The organism is Aeromicrobium choanae, assembly GCF_900167475.1.
In the GTDB taxonomy this organism is placed as follows: Bacteria; Actinomycetota; Actinomycetes; order Propionibacteriales; family Nocardioidaceae; genus Aeromicrobium; species Aeromicrobium choanae.
In genome coordinates, this window is sequence record NZ_LT796768.1 from 3,302,897 (window position 1) to 3,316,742 (window position 13,846).

21 protein-coding genes are annotated in these 13,846 nt (G+C 70.6%); 6 read left to right on the forward strand and 15 right to left on the reverse strand.

What is annotated here, in order from left to right:
* Positions 1 to 105 precede the first annotated feature (105 nt).
* The gene (locus tag B5D60_RS16055) at positions 106 to 561 is read left to right on the forward strand and encodes an SRPBCC family protein (RefSeq protein WP_078701093.1); all 456 of its coding nucleotides are present in this window, start codon (positions 106 to 108) and stop codon (positions 559 to 561) included.
* Here the strand turns inward: B5D60_RS16055 and cobA are convergent.
* Together cobA and B5D60_RS16855 are read right to left on the reverse strand one after the other, a co-directional pair.
* Entirely contained in the window at positions 509 to 1,714 is a 1,206-nt protein-coding gene (cobA, locus tag B5D60_RS16850; RefSeq protein ID WP_153303071.1) for a uroporphyrinogen-III C-methyltransferase, read from the reverse strand. The two genes, B5D60_RS16055 and cobA, sit on opposite strands and share 53 nt — an antisense overlap.
* Positions 1,711 to 2,496, reverse strand: a complete 786-nt coding sequence (locus tag B5D60_RS16855; RefSeq protein ID WP_153303072.1) for a phosphoadenylyl-sulfate reductase — start codon at positions 2,494 to 2,496, stop codon at positions 1,711 to 1,713. Before B5D60_RS16855 ends, cobA begins: the two co-directional genes overlap by 4 nt.
* A gap of 108 nt (positions 2,497 to 2,604) precedes the next feature.
* Between B5D60_RS16855 and B5D60_RS16980 the strand changes: the two genes are divergently transcribed.
* A complete protein-coding gene (locus B5D60_RS16980) occupies positions 2,605 to 2,751 on the forward strand; it encodes a GPGG-motif small membrane protein (RefSeq protein ID WP_172806395.1) in 147 nt (48 codons plus the stop codon).
* 23 nt (positions 2,752 to 2,774) lie between these two features.
* A complete protein-coding gene (locus B5D60_RS16065) occupies positions 2,775 to 3,398 on the forward strand; it encodes an L-threonylcarbamoyladenylate synthase (protein ID WP_078701094.1) in 624 nt (207 codons plus the stop codon).
* Here B5D60_RS16065 and B5D60_RS16070 read toward each other — a convergent pair.
* From B5D60_RS16070 to B5D60_RS16100, 7 genes are all read right to left on the reverse strand, one after another.
* Positions 3,358 to 3,939, reverse strand: a complete 582-nt coding sequence (locus B5D60_RS16070) for a DnaJ family domain-containing protein (RefSeq protein WP_078701095.1) — start codon at positions 3,937 to 3,939, stop codon at positions 3,358 to 3,360. The genes B5D60_RS16065 and B5D60_RS16070 overlap by 41 nt on opposite strands.
* Positions 3,940 to 3,943: 4 nt before the next feature.
* Entirely contained in the window at positions 3,944 to 4,186 is a 243-nt protein-coding gene (locus tag B5D60_RS16075; RefSeq protein WP_197684346.1) for a superinfection immunity protein, read from the reverse strand.
* A gap of 9 nt (positions 4,187 to 4,195) precedes the next feature.
* On the reverse strand, positions 4,196 to 4,483 hold the full coding sequence (locus B5D60_RS16080; RefSeq protein WP_153303073.1) for a DUF1905 domain-containing protein: 288 nt from the start codon (positions 4,481 to 4,483) through the stop codon (positions 4,196 to 4,198).
* Between the two features lie 25 nt (positions 4,484 to 4,508).
* Positions 4,509 to 5,210, reverse strand: a complete 702-nt coding sequence (locus B5D60_RS16085) for an anti-sigma factor (RefSeq protein WP_078701097.1) — start codon at positions 5,208 to 5,210, stop codon at positions 4,509 to 4,511.
* Positions 5,207 to 5,797, reverse strand: coding sequence for an ECF RNA polymerase sigma factor SigK (gene sigK, locus B5D60_RS16090; RefSeq protein WP_078701098.1), 591 nt, complete (start codon positions 5,795 to 5,797; stop codon positions 5,207 to 5,209). The genes B5D60_RS16085 and sigK overlap by 4 nt, the downstream gene beginning before the upstream one ends.
* Before the next feature lie 24 nt (positions 5,798 to 5,821).
* On the reverse strand, positions 5,822 to 6,439 hold the full coding sequence (locus B5D60_RS16095; RefSeq protein WP_078701099.1) for a fasciclin domain-containing protein: 618 nt from the start codon (positions 6,437 to 6,439) through the stop codon (positions 5,822 to 5,824).
* A 69-nt stretch (positions 6,440 to 6,508) separates the two neighbouring features.
* Positions 6,509 to 8,008 (reverse strand): molybdopterin-dependent oxidoreductase, encoded by a 1,500-nt coding sequence (locus tag B5D60_RS16100; RefSeq protein WP_078701100.1) that lies wholly within the window; start codon positions 8,006 to 8,008, stop codon positions 6,509 to 6,511.
* 130 nt (positions 8,009 to 8,138) lie between these two features.
* Here B5D60_RS16100 and B5D60_RS16105 point away from each other — a divergent pair, with 130 nt between their 5' ends.
* Complete coding sequence (locus B5D60_RS16105) at positions 8,139 to 8,666, forward strand: polymer-forming cytoskeletal protein (RefSeq protein ID WP_172806396.1); 528 nt, start codon at positions 8,139 to 8,141, stop codon at positions 8,664 to 8,666.
* A 115-nt stretch (positions 8,667 to 8,781) separates the two neighbouring features.
* Here the strand turns inward: B5D60_RS16105 and B5D60_RS16110 are convergent, their stop codons facing one another.
* From B5D60_RS16110 to B5D60_RS16120, 3 genes are all read right to left on the reverse strand, one after another.
* Positions 8,782 to 9,039, reverse strand: coding sequence for a hypothetical protein (locus tag B5D60_RS16110; RefSeq protein ID WP_078701102.1), 258 nt, complete (start codon positions 9,037 to 9,039; stop codon positions 8,782 to 8,784).
* Positions 9,040 to 9,087: 48 nt separating this feature from the next.
* On the reverse strand, positions 9,088 to 9,870 hold the full coding sequence (locus tag B5D60_RS16115) for a DUF1206 domain-containing protein (protein ID WP_172806397.1): 783 nt from the start codon (positions 9,868 to 9,870) through the stop codon (positions 9,088 to 9,090).
* A gap of 92 nt (positions 9,871 to 9,962) precedes the next feature.
* Positions 9,963 to 10,532: a TetR/AcrR family transcriptional regulator gene (locus B5D60_RS16120; protein WP_078701104.1), complete on the reverse strand. Its 570-nt coding sequence runs from the start codon at positions 10,530 to 10,532 to the stop codon at positions 9,963 to 9,965.
* A 72-nt stretch (positions 10,533 to 10,604) separates the two neighbouring features.
* On the opposite strand from B5D60_RS16120, the gene B5D60_RS16125 reads away from it, so the two are divergent.
* The gene (locus tag B5D60_RS16125; RefSeq protein WP_231948914.1) at positions 10,605 to 11,210 is read left to right on the forward strand and encodes a dihydrofolate reductase family protein; all 606 of its coding nucleotides are present in this window, start codon (positions 10,605 to 10,607) and stop codon (positions 11,208 to 11,210) included.
* Between the two features lie 52 nt (positions 11,211 to 11,262).
* On the opposite strand, the gene B5D60_RS16130 is transcribed toward B5D60_RS16125, so the two are convergent.
* Positions 11,263 to 11,811: a GNAT family N-acetyltransferase gene (locus tag B5D60_RS16130; protein WP_078701105.1), complete on the reverse strand. Its 549-nt coding sequence runs from the start codon at positions 11,809 to 11,811 to the stop codon at positions 11,263 to 11,265.
* Positions 11,812 to 11,818: 7 nt separating this feature from the next.
* Positions 11,819 to 12,223, reverse strand: coding sequence for a VOC family protein (locus tag B5D60_RS16135; protein ID WP_078701106.1), 405 nt, complete (start codon positions 12,221 to 12,223; stop codon positions 11,819 to 11,821).
* A gap of 19 nt (positions 12,224 to 12,242) precedes the next feature.
* Here B5D60_RS16135 and B5D60_RS16140 point away from each other — a divergent pair, with 19 nt between their 5' ends.
* The gene (locus tag B5D60_RS16140) at positions 12,243 to 12,980 is read left to right on the forward strand and encodes a VOC family protein (RefSeq protein WP_078701107.1); all 738 of its coding nucleotides are present in this window, start codon (positions 12,243 to 12,245) and stop codon (positions 12,978 to 12,980) included.
* Here the strand turns inward: B5D60_RS16140 and B5D60_RS16145 are convergent.
* On the reverse strand, positions 12,963 to 13,820 hold the full coding sequence (locus tag B5D60_RS16145) for an alpha/beta fold hydrolase (RefSeq protein ID WP_197684347.1): 858 nt from the start codon (positions 13,818 to 13,820) through the stop codon (positions 12,963 to 12,965). The genes B5D60_RS16140 and B5D60_RS16145 overlap by 18 nt on opposite strands.
* Between the last annotated feature and the right edge of the window lie 26 nt (positions 13,821 to 13,846).

A 13,846-nucleotide genomic window follows, 5' to 3' on the forward strand; every position in this document is an offset into this window, starting at 1 on the left:
CCGGCAGCGACACGGCCCGATGAGCAGCGAGCGCCAGCGAGCGAGCCGTCCAACACCACGAATCGCGCCACCGACCTACTCTGCTTCTCCTCAGGTGATGGCGCGATGAGTGATCGCGCGTACGAGTTCCGCTCGGTCTGGGACGTCGAGGAGCCGCCTGAGCGGCTCTGGCGCACGCTGGAGCAGTTCCTGGAGCAGGACGACCCGCTGCCGTGGTGGGACGCGGTCAGCGTGACCGCCCACCGGGGCGAGGAGATCGATCTCGTCGCACGCAGCGCCTTCGGCTACCGGCTGCGCTTCACGGTGCACGACCTCGACCTGCAGCCCACCACCACGATGCGGTTCCGCTCGCGCGGTGACCTCGAGGGGTCCGCGCACCTGGACTTCGCACCGGGTCGCCCCGGGCGGACCCTGCTGACCATCGACTGGCACGTGGACACCACCGCGCCGTGGATGCGCCGCTCGGAGCGGTTGCTGCGACCGGCGTTCGTGCTGGCGCACGGCCTGGTCATGAGGTCGGGAGAGCGGCGTCTGAACCGGTGGTTGCGGCAGCGAGGCTGACGACGTCGCCGATCACGGTGATCGCGGGGGCCTGCGCGTGGGCCGCGTGGTCGGCGATCGTGCCGAGGGTGGCGATCGTGGTGCGCTGGTCGGGGGCGAAGCCTCGCTCGATGACGGCAGCGGGCGTGTGCGGGTCGTGACCTGCCGCGATGAGCTCCTCGGCGGTGCTGCGCAGCCGCTTGACGCCCATCAGGAGCACCAGGGTGTGGTCGCCGCGGCGCGGCAGCTCACCGACGGCCTCGTGCCCGGTGAGCACCGAGAAGCCGCGCGCGACGCCGCGATGGGTGACCGGAATGCCCGCCGCCGCGGCCACGGCGATCGCCGACGTGACGCCGGGGACCACCTCGACCTCGACGCCGGCCGCGCGACACGCGAGCAGCTCCTCGCCTCCGCGCCCGAAGACGTAGGGGTCGCCGCCCTTGAGCCGCACGACGACCTTGCCCTGCTGGGCGCGGTCGACGAGGAGCTCGTTGATGCGCTCCTGCGGGATGGGGTGGTGGTCGGGCTGCTTGCCGACGTCGATCACCTCGACGTCGGGCGCGAGCTCGGCCAGGACGGACTGGGGGGCGAGCCGGTCGAACACGACGACGTCGGCCTCGGCGAGCAGTCGCCGGCCTCGAGTGGTGAGCAGGCCGGGGTCGCCCGGCCCCGCGCCGACGAGGGCAACGAGGCCCTTCGCGTGGGTGCGGTGGCGCAGCGGCAGGTCGCCGGTCTGCAGGGCCGTGGCCACCGCGTCGCGCAGGGCCGCGGCGCGCCCGGCATCGCCGCCGCCGCTGACCGCGATCGTGATGTCGTCCACGCGGGCCACCGCGGGGGTCCAGGCCGTGGCGTGCTCGGGATCGCCGCCCTTGAGGCAGAAGATCTGCGCCGCCTCGGCATCGTCGGCGACGAGGTCGTCGACCGGCGGGACGTCGGTGGCGGTCTGCACGAGCCAGGCACCGTCGAGGTCACCCGTGCGGTAGGTCCGCTCGTGCCACGTGATCGTGCCCCGGCCGATGGCCGAGGCCAGGGAGTCGGAGACGGCGGGGGAGACCACGTGGACGTCGGCGCCGGCCTCGAGGAGGGCGAAGGCGCGACGGGTGGCGACGTGACCTCCGCCGACGACGACCACGCGGCGACCAGCGATCCTCAGGCCGAGGGGGAAGGTGCTCACGTGTGCAGGCCGCACTCCGACTTGTCCAGGCCGGCCCAGCGCCCGGCCCGGGGGTCCTCGCCGGGCGCCACGCGGCGCGTGCAGGGCGCGCAGCCGATCGACGGGTAGCCGTCGTTCAGCAGCGGGTTGAGGATCACGTCGTGCTCGTTCGCGTAGTCGAGGACCTGGTCGAAGGTCCAGTCGGCCAGCGGGTTGATCTTCACCAGACCGTTCTTCTCGTCCCACGTCACGAAGGGCGTGTCGGCGCGCAGGGGGCTGTCGTCGCGCCGGACGCCGGTGATCCAGGCCTCGTAGCCGCCAAGGGTCTCGGTGAGCGGCTCGACCTTGCGCAGCTGGCAGCACAGCGCGGGGTCGCGCTCGTAGAGCCGCTCGCCGTACTGGGCGTCCTGCTCGGCGACGCTCTGGCGCGGGGCGACATCGACGATCGTGAGCTGCATCGACGACTCGACCGCGTCGCGCGTGCCCACGGTCTCGGCGAAGTGATAGCCGGTCTCGAGGAAGAGCGTGTCGACCCACGGGAGGTGGCGGGCGACCACGTGCGGCAGCACGGCGTCGGCCATCGAGCACGCCACCGCGGTCAGGTGGCCGAACTCCTCGGCGACCCACGCCAGCAGGTCGTCGGTCTGTCCGTCGGAGAACTTCGTCGACGCTTCCAGCGCGACGGCGCGGAGCTCGTCGGCGGACCGGCGTGGACGCGCGATGCGCCCGGCCAGGTGGTCGCTGCGCTCGCGGTCGTGGGCCAGCTGGCGCTCGCGCCGTTCGGCCAGGGTCGGGCTGCTCACTCCACCAACCTAGTTCGCGACGCCTGCAGGACCACGAAGCGTCCAACATGCGAACATCGCCAACTCACGGCAAGGTGGAGTCGTTAACCAACGAAGGGAGTCACCCCCATGTGGGACACCATCTTGTGGATTGCTGCAGTGATCATCGCGATCTTCGGCATCATCCGTCTCGTCCAGCGCGACTTCGTGATGGGCGCAGTGCTCATCGTCATCGCACTTCTCGTCGGACCGGGCGGCGTGAGTCTCTTCACGTAAGCAAAGACGCCTAGGGTAGCGGCATGGTTCGCTATCTCGACATTCATCCCGTCGACCCGCAGCAGCGCACCGTCGAACAGGCGGTCGCGTTGCTGCGGGGAGGCGGGATGATCGCTTATCCCACCGATTCGGGCTACGCCCTCGGCGCGCAGGTCGGCAACGCCGACGCCCTGCAGCGCATCCGGTCCATCCGTGACCTCGACGACAAGCACCACTTCACCCTCGTCTGCCGCGACTTTGCCCAGCTGGGCCAGTTCGTGCACGTGGACAACGCCGTGTTCCGCGCCATCAAGGCGGCGACCCCCGGCCCCTACACCTTCATCCTCCCGGGCACCCTCGAGGTGCCCAAGCGCCTGCTCCAGGCGAAGAAGAAGACCGTCGGCGTCCGCATCTCCGACCACCGGATCACCCGGGCCCTCGTCGAGGAGCTCGGCGAGCCGATCCTGACCTCCACGCTGATCCTGCCCGGCGAGACCGAGGCGATGACCCAGGCCTGGCAGATCGGGGAGGAGCTGGGCGACCGCGTGGACGCGATCGTCGACTCGGGCGAGGAGATCCTCCCGCAGCCCACCACGGTCGTCGACCTCTCCGAGGGCTACGCCGAGATCATCCGCGTCGGCGCAGGCGATCCCACGCCCTTCGAATAGGTCCCGGTCCGGTCGGCTCGGACGGATCCGCCGCCAGGCGCTCCCTGGCGCGCGCCGCACGGCGCTGGTGCCAGGCCGCGGCCTCCACCTCGATGTCGCGCAGCTGGGTCACGACCGGCGGGCCGCCCTGCAGCTGCCGTCGCGCGGCAACGATCCTGCGGTTGAACTCCTCCACCGCCTCGCGCACGGCGCGCTCCGACCTCAGCGTGTCGAGCACGTCGCGCAGCACGGCGTCGTCCTTGCGCAGCTGAAGCGCCTCGGGCAGGACCCCGGTGATGTTCTCGCGCTCGATGAACCGCTTCAGCCACCAGTCGGGCTCCGCCGCGGTGTCGATGTGGGGGAGAGGCTTCCCCGCGAGCGGCAGGTCGTCGAACTCGCCTCGCGCCATCGCCGCGCGGATCTGCTGGTCGACCCAGAGCGTCTGGTCCTCCGGGAGCCGTCTGGGCGGGGGAGCGTCGTCCTCGGTCTCGTCCGGACCCGCCGTGTCCGCACCCGGTTCCAGTCGGTACCGGGCGGCGCGGCTGCGGGCGTCCTCGTTCATCGGCTCAGCGTGGGTTCTTGATCCCCAGCACCTGGTGCGACGTGCAGGCCATGACGAGCGCGATGATCCAGCCCACGACCGTCCATCCCAGCAGCAGGTTGAGCCAGAAGATGGCGCCGGTGTTGGACTTGCCGCGCGTGGCGGCGATCGCCCACGGCAGCATGTAGCCGGCCGTGGCGATGGCGATGATCCAGCCGAACACCGTCTGGAACGGTCGGCCGCGCTGGTCGGTGATCAGGTCGTTCACGGTCCCAGCCTACGACTGAACCGCGAGTCCCACGTGGATTCGATCGCCCTCCGAGCACCCGGCGGCCTCCCGGACCGCCTTCTTGATCGGCAGGACGAACGAGCGCTGCTCCTTGCTGGGGAAGACCGAGGTGCTCCACGTCTGGGACCCCACGGTCACCTCGACCTTGACCGAACCGAACCCGGCACGCACCGGGGTGCGGTCGTCGATGTCGTCGGCGACGTCCTCCGGCAGCGTGACGAAGTGCCACGCGCCGTCCTCGCGCCACCGCCACAGCGTCGCCTCGAACTCGTACACGGCACGAGCCTGCCCGATCGAGGGGTCAGAACGCGAACAGCGCGATCGGGTCGCTGGTGGGCTCGGTCGTGTCGGGGTCCTCCTCGACCGTGACGCCGGCCGCGGACGCCGTGAGTGCGTCGCCCTCGAGCAGGACGGTGTTGTCCGGGCCCTGCGGCATCGTCGCGGCCCTGACCATCTCGTCGCCCTGCTGGAGCCAGACCACGTAGGAGTGACCCTCGGGCGCCGCGGGCATGTCGTGCGTGACGATCACGGCACGCTTCTCGCCGGGCGATCGCACCACCGTGGCGCTCGCGCCGTCGTCGAACGTCTGCGTCACCCGCTGCGCCTGCGGGTCCTCCAGGACACGGTCGGTGGCCGTGAGCACCTGGGAGGTCCCGTCGTTCCAGGGCTGGGTGATCGCGACGCCGACGCCGGCGGCCAGGACCACGGCGGACGCGGCGGCCACGAGCAGCAGGCGCGGATCGAAGCGGAGCCGGCGCGGACGATGGGCCGGCTCGGGGGGCAGCTGACGCACCTCGGTGATGGCGGCGAGCACGGACCCGCGCAGGGCCGGGGGCGGCTCCTCCAGGCTGAGCTCGGTCAGCACGGCGGCCGTCTCGCGGAGGCTGGCCACCTCGGCCTGGCAGGCCTCGCAGCCGGCCAGGTGGCGTTCGAAGCTCTCACGCTCGGCGTCGGTGACGGCGTCGAGAGCATAGGCGCCGGACAGCGCGTGCACGTCGCTCATCTTTCTGCTCCCATCGCGTCACGAAGTCTGATCAGGCCGTCCCGGATGCGGGACTTCGCCGTGCCCACGGGCACGTCCAGCATCGTGGCGACCTCGGTGTGTGTACAGCCTCTGAAGTAGGCCAGGTCGATGGCCTCCCTCTGTGTCTCGGTGAGGCCGGCCAGGGCCCGGCGGACGCGCTGGGCGTCCAGCCGGGCCTCGACCATCTCACTCGTCGAGTCATGCGCCACCGCGACGTCCCGCAGGACGTGCTGCGTGTCGCGTGCCGTGGCGGCCTCCGCGCTGCGGACCCGATCCACCGCGCGGCGGTGCGCGATCGTCATGAGCCAGCTCAGGGCGGACCCGCGATCGGGGTCGAACCGTGCTGCCTGTCGCCACACCTCGAGGTAGACCTCCTGCGTGACCTCGTCGCTCTGGGCGCGATCCCGCACGATCCGCCGGACGAGTCCGTGGATGCGGGCGGAGGTCTCGTCGTACAGCGTGGCGAACGCGGCCTCGTCGCCGCGTCCGCACCGCCTCAGGGTGTCGGCCAGCGCCTCGGACGGCGACTCTTCGCCGCCCGAGGGCACTGCTCGCAGGTGGTTCACCGGAGTTGTCCCGTCAGTCGCAGGTCAGGGCATCAGGACGGAGTCGACGACGTAGACCTTGGCGTTCGCCGTGTCGACGTTGCCGCACACGACGGCAGCCTCGCCGATCGTGAACTCCTCGCCGGAGCCCTCCACGGTGATCGTGTCACCTGCGAGGGTCTCGTGCTCGCCGGCGACCTCGTCAGGAGCGAGCTGCCCCTCCACGACGTGGTGCGTCAGGACCTTGGTCAGCGCGTCCTTGTCGGCCAGCAGGGCGTCCAGGTCGGCAGCGGGGATCTTGGCGAACGCGTCGTCGGTCGGCGCGAACACCGTGAGCGCCTCGGCGCTGTTCAGCGTGTCCACGAGGTCGGCGGCGGTGACAGCCTTGACCAGCGTGGTGAGCAGGGGGTTGTTGGAGGCGGCGGTGGCGACCGGGTCGTCGGCCATGCCCTCGACGGAGCCCTCACCCTCGGTGGGGACGCCGGCGCAGCCGGCGCCGAACGGGCCGGTCGCCATGTCCTCGGACATCGACTCGGACGCGGAGGGCGTCGTCGACTCGCTGCTGCTGGAGTCGTCGCCACTGCTGCTGCAGGCGGCCAGGCCGAAGCACATGACGACGGCGGCAGCGCCTGCTGCGGTACGGCGGGGGAGCAAGCGGTTCATGATCGTGCCTCTCATTGGGTGACGAAGTTGTCAGTCATTCGGTGCGGCGGCGCATCCGGATGGGTCGGATCATGTGACCTGCACCACGATCTGCTGGTATCCGCTGGAACCGTCGGGAAAAGGCGCTGCCCGCTTCTCGGTCTGGACCTCACCTTCGAGGCTCTTGGCGCGCACGGTGAGCGTGTGACGGCCGGGCTCGGCGTCCCACAGCAGGTACCACTGGCGCCAGTAGTCCACGCCCGCGTCGGGGCCGAACTCCGCGGGCTTCCAGTCGCCGTCGTCGACCTTGACCTCGACGGCGCCCACCCCGCGTCCCTGCGCCCAGGCGACGCCCGCGACCACGATGCGGCCGGCCTCGACGGGCTTCAGCGCCGCGGGGGTGTCGATGCGCGAGGAGATCTTGATCGGCCCGTCGATGGCCCAGTCGCGGTCGGTCCAGTAGGCCGTCTTCTTCTCGTACGTGGTGACGGTGAGCCGGGTCAGCCACTTCGTCGCGCCGACGTACCCGTACAGCCCGGGAGTCACGAGGCGGGCCGGGAATCCGTGGTCGCGGGGGAGAGCCTCACCGTTCATCGCCACCGCGACGATCATGTCCCGGCCGTCCTGGGCGGCCGTCAGGGGAGTGCTGATCGTGAAGCCGTCGACCGCCGTGCTCAGGATCTGGTCGGCACCGTCGCGCACCCCGGCCCGCTCCAGCAGGTCGGACACCCGCACCCCCAGCCAGCGGGCCGCACCGACGTATGGGCCGCCCACCTCGTTGGAGACGCAGGTCAGGGTGATGTCGCACTCGACGAGTGGGAGCTCGAGCAGCTCGTCGAAGGTCAGCTCGAACGGCCGGTCGACCATGCCGTCGATGCGCAGCGTCCAGGTCTCGTGGTCGACCACGGGGACCGTCAGGTTGATGTCCACGCGGTAGAAGTCGTCGCGATCGGTGCGGAACGGCGAGACGCCGCGGTACTGGGCCTCGAGGCCACGGGGGAGGGGAGGCAGGGGCTTGCGCGCGCGGGGAAACACGATGTTGGTCACGTCACGTGCTCGCACCGTGAGCCACTGACCCACCGATCCGACGACCACCGCGGCGCCCACGATGACTCCGGTCCTGGCCAGCAGGCGGCGGCGTCCGGGACCGTCGACGGGCTCACCGGGCTCGGGGGTGAGCCACCGCAGGACGACGAGCGCCACGATCGCGGTCACGGCCGCGGGCAGCACGTCCACCGGGCGCGCCGCAGGCCGCGCCAGTGCGGCCCAGCCGGCGGCGGCCACGAGCCCGAGCACGACGGCGGCGCCGGCGAGGAACGATCTGCGGGCGAGCAGGCCACCGATCGCCGCGAGCAGCAGCGTCACGACGAGCACGGTTCCGAGCAGGATCGGCTTGTCGGCGGTGCCGAACCTCTCGATGGCGAACTGCTTGAGGGCTGTCGGCGTCCGGTCGATCACCGCGCTCCCGACGGAGAGCACGGGGGAGGAGGCCGGCGCGATCAGGGCGGCGGCGAGGTGCCCGGTGGCGAGCCCCGCGAGGGCTGCGGTGAGTCCGGCGGTGACTCCCGAGACGGCTTCGTGGCGATTCATGCTGGGGGTTCGTTGCGGACCGCCGAACGGATGGGACCCGAACATGAGAGCTCTCTCATGTTTCGTTCACCTCCGGCTCACTTCGCCTCTGCACGATGGAGTCATCACTCACCGAACGAAGGAGCGCACGATGAAGACCACCAAGAGCCTCGCCCTCGCCCTGACGGGCGGCGTCCTGCTGGCCGGCCTGCCCGCGATGGCCTCCGCGGATGATGACGACAACCGCAACATCAACCGCAAGGGCAACTACACGGTGAAGAAGGACCGTGACATCGACGGCAACATCAGCATCCGCAAGGGCAACCTGGTGGTCAACGGCGACGTCGACGGCAACATCACGGTGCGCCACGGCAACATCGTGATCCGCGGTGACGTGGACGGCAACGTCCGCCAGCTGGGTCGGGGCTCCGTCACGGTCACGCCCTCCGGCTCCGTCGACGGCAACATCACCGAGCGCGACAGCGGCAACGTGCACATCGCCGGCGACGTGGACGGCACCGTCACCGAGCTGCACCGCGGCCACGTCCGCATCTTCCGCGCGGCCGAGATCGACGGCAGCGTCCGTGAGCGCGGCGCCGGCCACCTGCTGATCTGGCGTGGCGCCGACGTCGAGGGCTCGCTCAGCGAGGGCGGCGCGGGTCGCCTCGTGCGCCGCTGACGCACCTCGCCCGGAACGGCCCCTGGAGCACCCGCTCCGGGGGCCGTCCGCGTCCCCGGGGGACGGATCCTTCTACCTTCGGGTCGTCCCAGCGACACCTTGGTACCACGATGCGTCAGCTGGCGGGCTTGAGCCGTGCCGCGGGCAGCCACCCGGTGTGGACGACCCCGTCTGGTGAGGCCCACGTGCACAGCGCCTCCCACCCCTTCACCACCGGACGCCACTCCACGAGCACCCCGGGGTACACCGCCGGAGCGTGCTGGACGGTGGACAGATTGACCCACACGTGCTGGGGCCGGATGCGCGGCGGGGGAGTCACGGCCGGAGGGTCCAGCGCCGACAGGCGCTCGCCGTACCTCCGGTTGTGGCCCATGGGACCACTCTAGAACGCGTGTTCGACGTACGGCGTGTTTGGTCTGGATCAGCGGTCGATGTGACGGGCCCAGGCAAAGCAGAAGAGTCCGAACGCCGCGAACCCGACGCCGACGAGGGCGATCGCAACGGGCCCGAGTGGCTGGTCCAGCACCGCGAGGAGTGCCTCGTCGATGCCGCCGGACTTGTCCGGCTCGTGGGTGATCGCCGCGTAGCCGAAGAGCGCGGCAACGCCCAGGACCGCGACACCCTTGGCGACGTACCCGATCTTGCCCAGCCAGACGTAGGCCGAGCCGACGCGCCCGCTGGCACCGCCGGCCTCGATGTCCTTGAGGAAGCGCTCGGTCAGACCCTTGAAGATGAGGTAGGCCCCGACGGCGGCGATCCCGAGAGCGACCAGTCCCACGAGCGCCTGACCGAGGGGGAGGTCCATGAGCTTCGCGCTGAACGACGCCGTGCCGTCCTTCTTGGAGGAGCTGGATCCGGTGACGACCTTGAAGGCCGTGGCGGCGATCGCGACGTAGAGGACGACCTTGCCGAGACTGGTCAGGCGTTTGCGCAGCCGCGTGGCACCGTCGTCGCTGCGGTGACCGACGGCGGCCTCGATGGCCTGCCACACCGCGAGGAGGACCATGCCGATGCCGACGGCCCACACGATCGGCTCACCGAACGGCTGCTGGGCGAGCTCACGCACCGCACCGGTGCTGTCGGCCTTGTTCTCCCGGTCGCCGAACGCGAGCTGCAGGGTGAGCCAGCCCATCATCAGGTGGACCACGCCGAACGCGACCAGGCCGGCACGTGCCACGTAGTCCAGCGCGGGATGGTCGTCCACCGCGCGCGCGGCGGACTTAGCAGATCGGGGGGCCATGAAACGAGCCTAGGGTGTCCGAGGCGGCCCGGCCCGTCCACGTCCGCTGGGCCCGTTCAACCGCCCAGGATCCGGCGCGCCAAGGTCTCGACGAGCGCGTCGACGTCCGCACTGTCGTCGAGCGGGACGGTCAGTCGGTCGAACACCAAGCCGTCGATCGCGTAGTGGAACAGCGTGATGTCCGAGGCGTCACCAGGCAAGCCCATGGACGTGTTGAACTCCACGTCGGCCGCCAGCCCGTTGCGGCGCCAACTCGCAAGGGCATCGGCGACGTGAGGGCGGCGCGTGGCCTCCAGGCGCAGCTCGAACAGCGCGATCATGACGTCGGACTCCGCGGTGAGCCGGTAGACGATGTCCTTCAGGTAGTCCGTGAACAGATCGATGCCCGGAGTGCGCGCAGCGAGTGCGGCGTGGATGTCGGGGTCGGGGGAGAGGCGCTCCCCGATGCGGACGAGGATCGCGTCGATGATGTCGTCGCGCGAGGCGAAGTAGTTCGAGGCCGTGCCCTTCGGCACCTTGGCCTCGAGGTCGATGGCGCGGTGCGTCAGCCCCCGCGAACCCTGCTGGGCGAGGACGCTGACAGCGGCGTCGGAGAGGAGGGTGCGGCGCTCGAGATTGCGGACCATGGCCTCAGGGTATCGGCACCACGACGTCTGTCGTGGTATGTTCGAACAACAACATCTGTAGTGAATGGAGAGATGATGCGCGAACTCGTCTACTACGTCGCCGTCTCGATCGACGGCTTCATCGCCGAACCCGACGGCACGTTCGACGCATTCCCCGTCACGGGCGACCACGCCGCCGTCCTCACGAGCGACTTCGCGGACGCCGTCCCGACGCAGTTCCTGGAGATGCTCGGAGTCGCCCCGCCGCGCAGCCGGTTCGACACGGTGATCCAGGGGAGCAGGAGCTACCGGATCGCGCTCGACGAGGGCAACGAGCATCCGTACGCCCACCTGCGCGAGTACGTGGCGACCCGCTCCGGGGCCACGCCGCCGGACGGTGTCACCTACACGGCCGACCCGCTGGCGACGATCCGGGATCTGAAGCAGGAGGACGGCCTGGGCATCTACCTGTGCGGTGGCGGCGTGCTCGCCGGCTCGCTGCTGTCCGAGATCGATCAACTGGTGCTCAAGCGCTATCCCATCGTCCTCGGCGACGGCATCCGCATGTTCGCCGGCGCCGACCCGACGGTCGCACCGTTCAACCTCGTCAGCACGCGACGGTTCGAGTCCGGTCTGGTGATCGAGGAGTACCGCAGACCAGATGAGGGGAGCCCCTTTCGCGGCCCGTCCCGTGCGTAACTGACATAATGTGCATTATCGGACAACCGTGGACACCGCGGGAAGGGGCCCCTCAGGCGCTCACCTCGAAGATCGTCTCCAGCCCGTCGACGTCGTCCCACTGCTCGCCGACCTCGCGAAAGCCGTACTGATCGAGCAGCGCGCGGGACGCCAGGTTGTCGGGACTGACGGTCGCGCGGACGACGTCGACCCGCGGATCGGCGCGTGCGATCGCGAGCAGCACCTGCAGGGCCGACCGCGCATAGCCGCGCCGGCGCCGGTCCGGGTCGATCCGGTAGCCGATCTCGACCATGCCGCGGCGGTCCGGCGCTCCGTGAAAGCCGGCCACGCCGACGACGTCACCTGAAGGTCCGTCGACGATCAGGCGGGTGACCCACTCGTGGTCGTCGGGACTCGCCACGAGTTGCTCGCTGCGTATCTGCCAGAGCCAGAGACAATCGGGTCCGACGACGTACCGACCGAGCTCCACGTCGGTGAGACGCTCGGCCGTCTCGCTGTCACCGCGGGCGAGCGCGTCCAGCACCGGCAACGGGATCCGTACGAGGCTCACGTCCTGCGGCCAGGCCGCCGAGTCCGTCCATGGCGCCTCGGTGCGTGTCACGTCCCGGTCATCCCTCGCCGGACGAAGCTGACCACAGGTGGCCGTCCGGGTCGGCGAACGTTCCGGCGTAGCCCCAGGGCAGCTGGGCGGCCTCGGTGACGATCTCGGCACCGGCGGACCGCGCCCGCTCCATCAGCGCGTCGACCTCGGCCTCCGACGGCACGGCCAGCGTGAACACCGTCTCGTGCTGACCGGCAGGCGCCACGGGACGACCACCGATCGCCCACCCGAATCCCCCGGTCGGCACGAGCATCACGCTCACCGTGTCCGACAGCGCGAACTGCAGCGGCTCGGGAACTCCGTCGTCGGCCGGCTCGCCCGACGCCTCGAATCCGAGGACGTCGCGGTAGAAGTCGCGGGATGTGGGGCGGTCGGCGATCGGCAGCCCGATGACGATGCTCTGCGGAGTCATGAGGTCTAGCGTGGCACTCATGAGCAGTCGACTGGAAGCCCTCGTCATCGACGCCAACGAGCCGGCGCGGCTCGCCACCTTCTGGGGACGCGTCCTGGGACGCGAAGTCGTCGACACCCACGACGAGGGCGTCCTCACGCTGCCGTCCCCCGACGCGCTCGGGTTCGCGATCGACATCCAGCCCACGCGCCACGCCAAGACGCTGCCCAACCGCATGCACTTCGACCTCACCAGTGCGTCCTTCGACGACCAGGAGGCGATCGTCGCGCGTGCCTTGGAGCTCGGCGCCCGCCACCTCGACATCGGGCAGGGCGCCGACGCCGAGCACGTCGTCCTGGAGGATCCGGAGCGCAACGAGTTCTGCGTCATCGAGCCGGGCAACAGGTTCCTCGCGGGCTGCGGCACGATCGGCGCCCTGTCCTGCGACGGCACCCGCGAGGTCGGCCTGTTCTGGAAGGCGGCACTCGACTGGCTGCTCGTCTGGGACGAGGACGACGAGACGGCGATCCAGTCACCGCACGGCGGCACCAAGATCTCGTGGGGCGGTCCCCCGCTCCTGGAGAAGCCGCCGAAGAACCGCTGGCACTTCGACCTGCGTCCCACCGGCGACCAGCAGGCCGAGGTCGGGCGCCTCGAGCGGCTCGGCGCGACCCGCACCGACATCGGCCAGGGCACGGTGGACTGGGTCGTCATGCGCGACCCCGACGACAACGAGTTCTGCGTCCTGTCCTCCCCCGACTCAGCCGGACGCGGGTGAGGTCGTGGCGATGAACCGGGCCAGGACGTCGGCGAAGCGGTCGGGGTCGTCGAGGTGCGGGAAGTGCCCCGCCCCCTCGAACAGCTCGACCTGACAGCCCGGCACCGACTCCTGGGCCTTGATCGCGTGCCAGGCCGGGATCATCCGGTCCCTGGTCCCCCAGACCAGCAGCACCGGGATCGGACCCACGTCGCCGAGGTGGTCGTGCGCGCTGACCGTCTGGCCGCCGGGGTCGATCACCGCTCTGGTGGTCGCCAGGAACGCCTTGCGGCTCTCCCGGTCGCCCAACGAGGTGAAGCCACGCCAGATCGCACCGACGTCGGCACCCGGCTTCCAGCCGATCCTGGCCGCCGTGCGTCCGGCGGTCTCCACCCGGCCGAGCACCCATCCGGAGGCGACGACGCTCAGCACCTGCTCGGCGCCCGGCAGGGTCGCGGCGCGCAGCAACGGGCTCACCTCGCGACCCAGCCCGCCGCTGGCCACCAGGACGAGACGCTCGACCCGCTCGGGGAACAGGTAGTAGAACTGCATCGCGATGCCACCGCCGAGCGAGTGGCCCACCACCGTGACGGTGTCGACGCCGAGCCGGTCGAGCAGGTCACGCAGGGTCGCCGCGTGCGAGCTCAGGGAGTAGTCCCCCATCGGCTTCGCCGACGCGCCGTGCCCGAAGAGGTCCGGGACGATCACCCGCTGGGTGTCGTCCATCCGGTCCACGAGGTGCTTCCAGTTGTGCTGGGAGCCGAGGATCCCGTGGACGAACAGGACCACCGGCCCGTCTCCACGGTCGAGGAACGAGAGCTCGTGACCGTGCAGGACCATCGTCTGCGCTGAGCTGGACACGTGCAGCCTCCTGAGCCTGGTCGGGT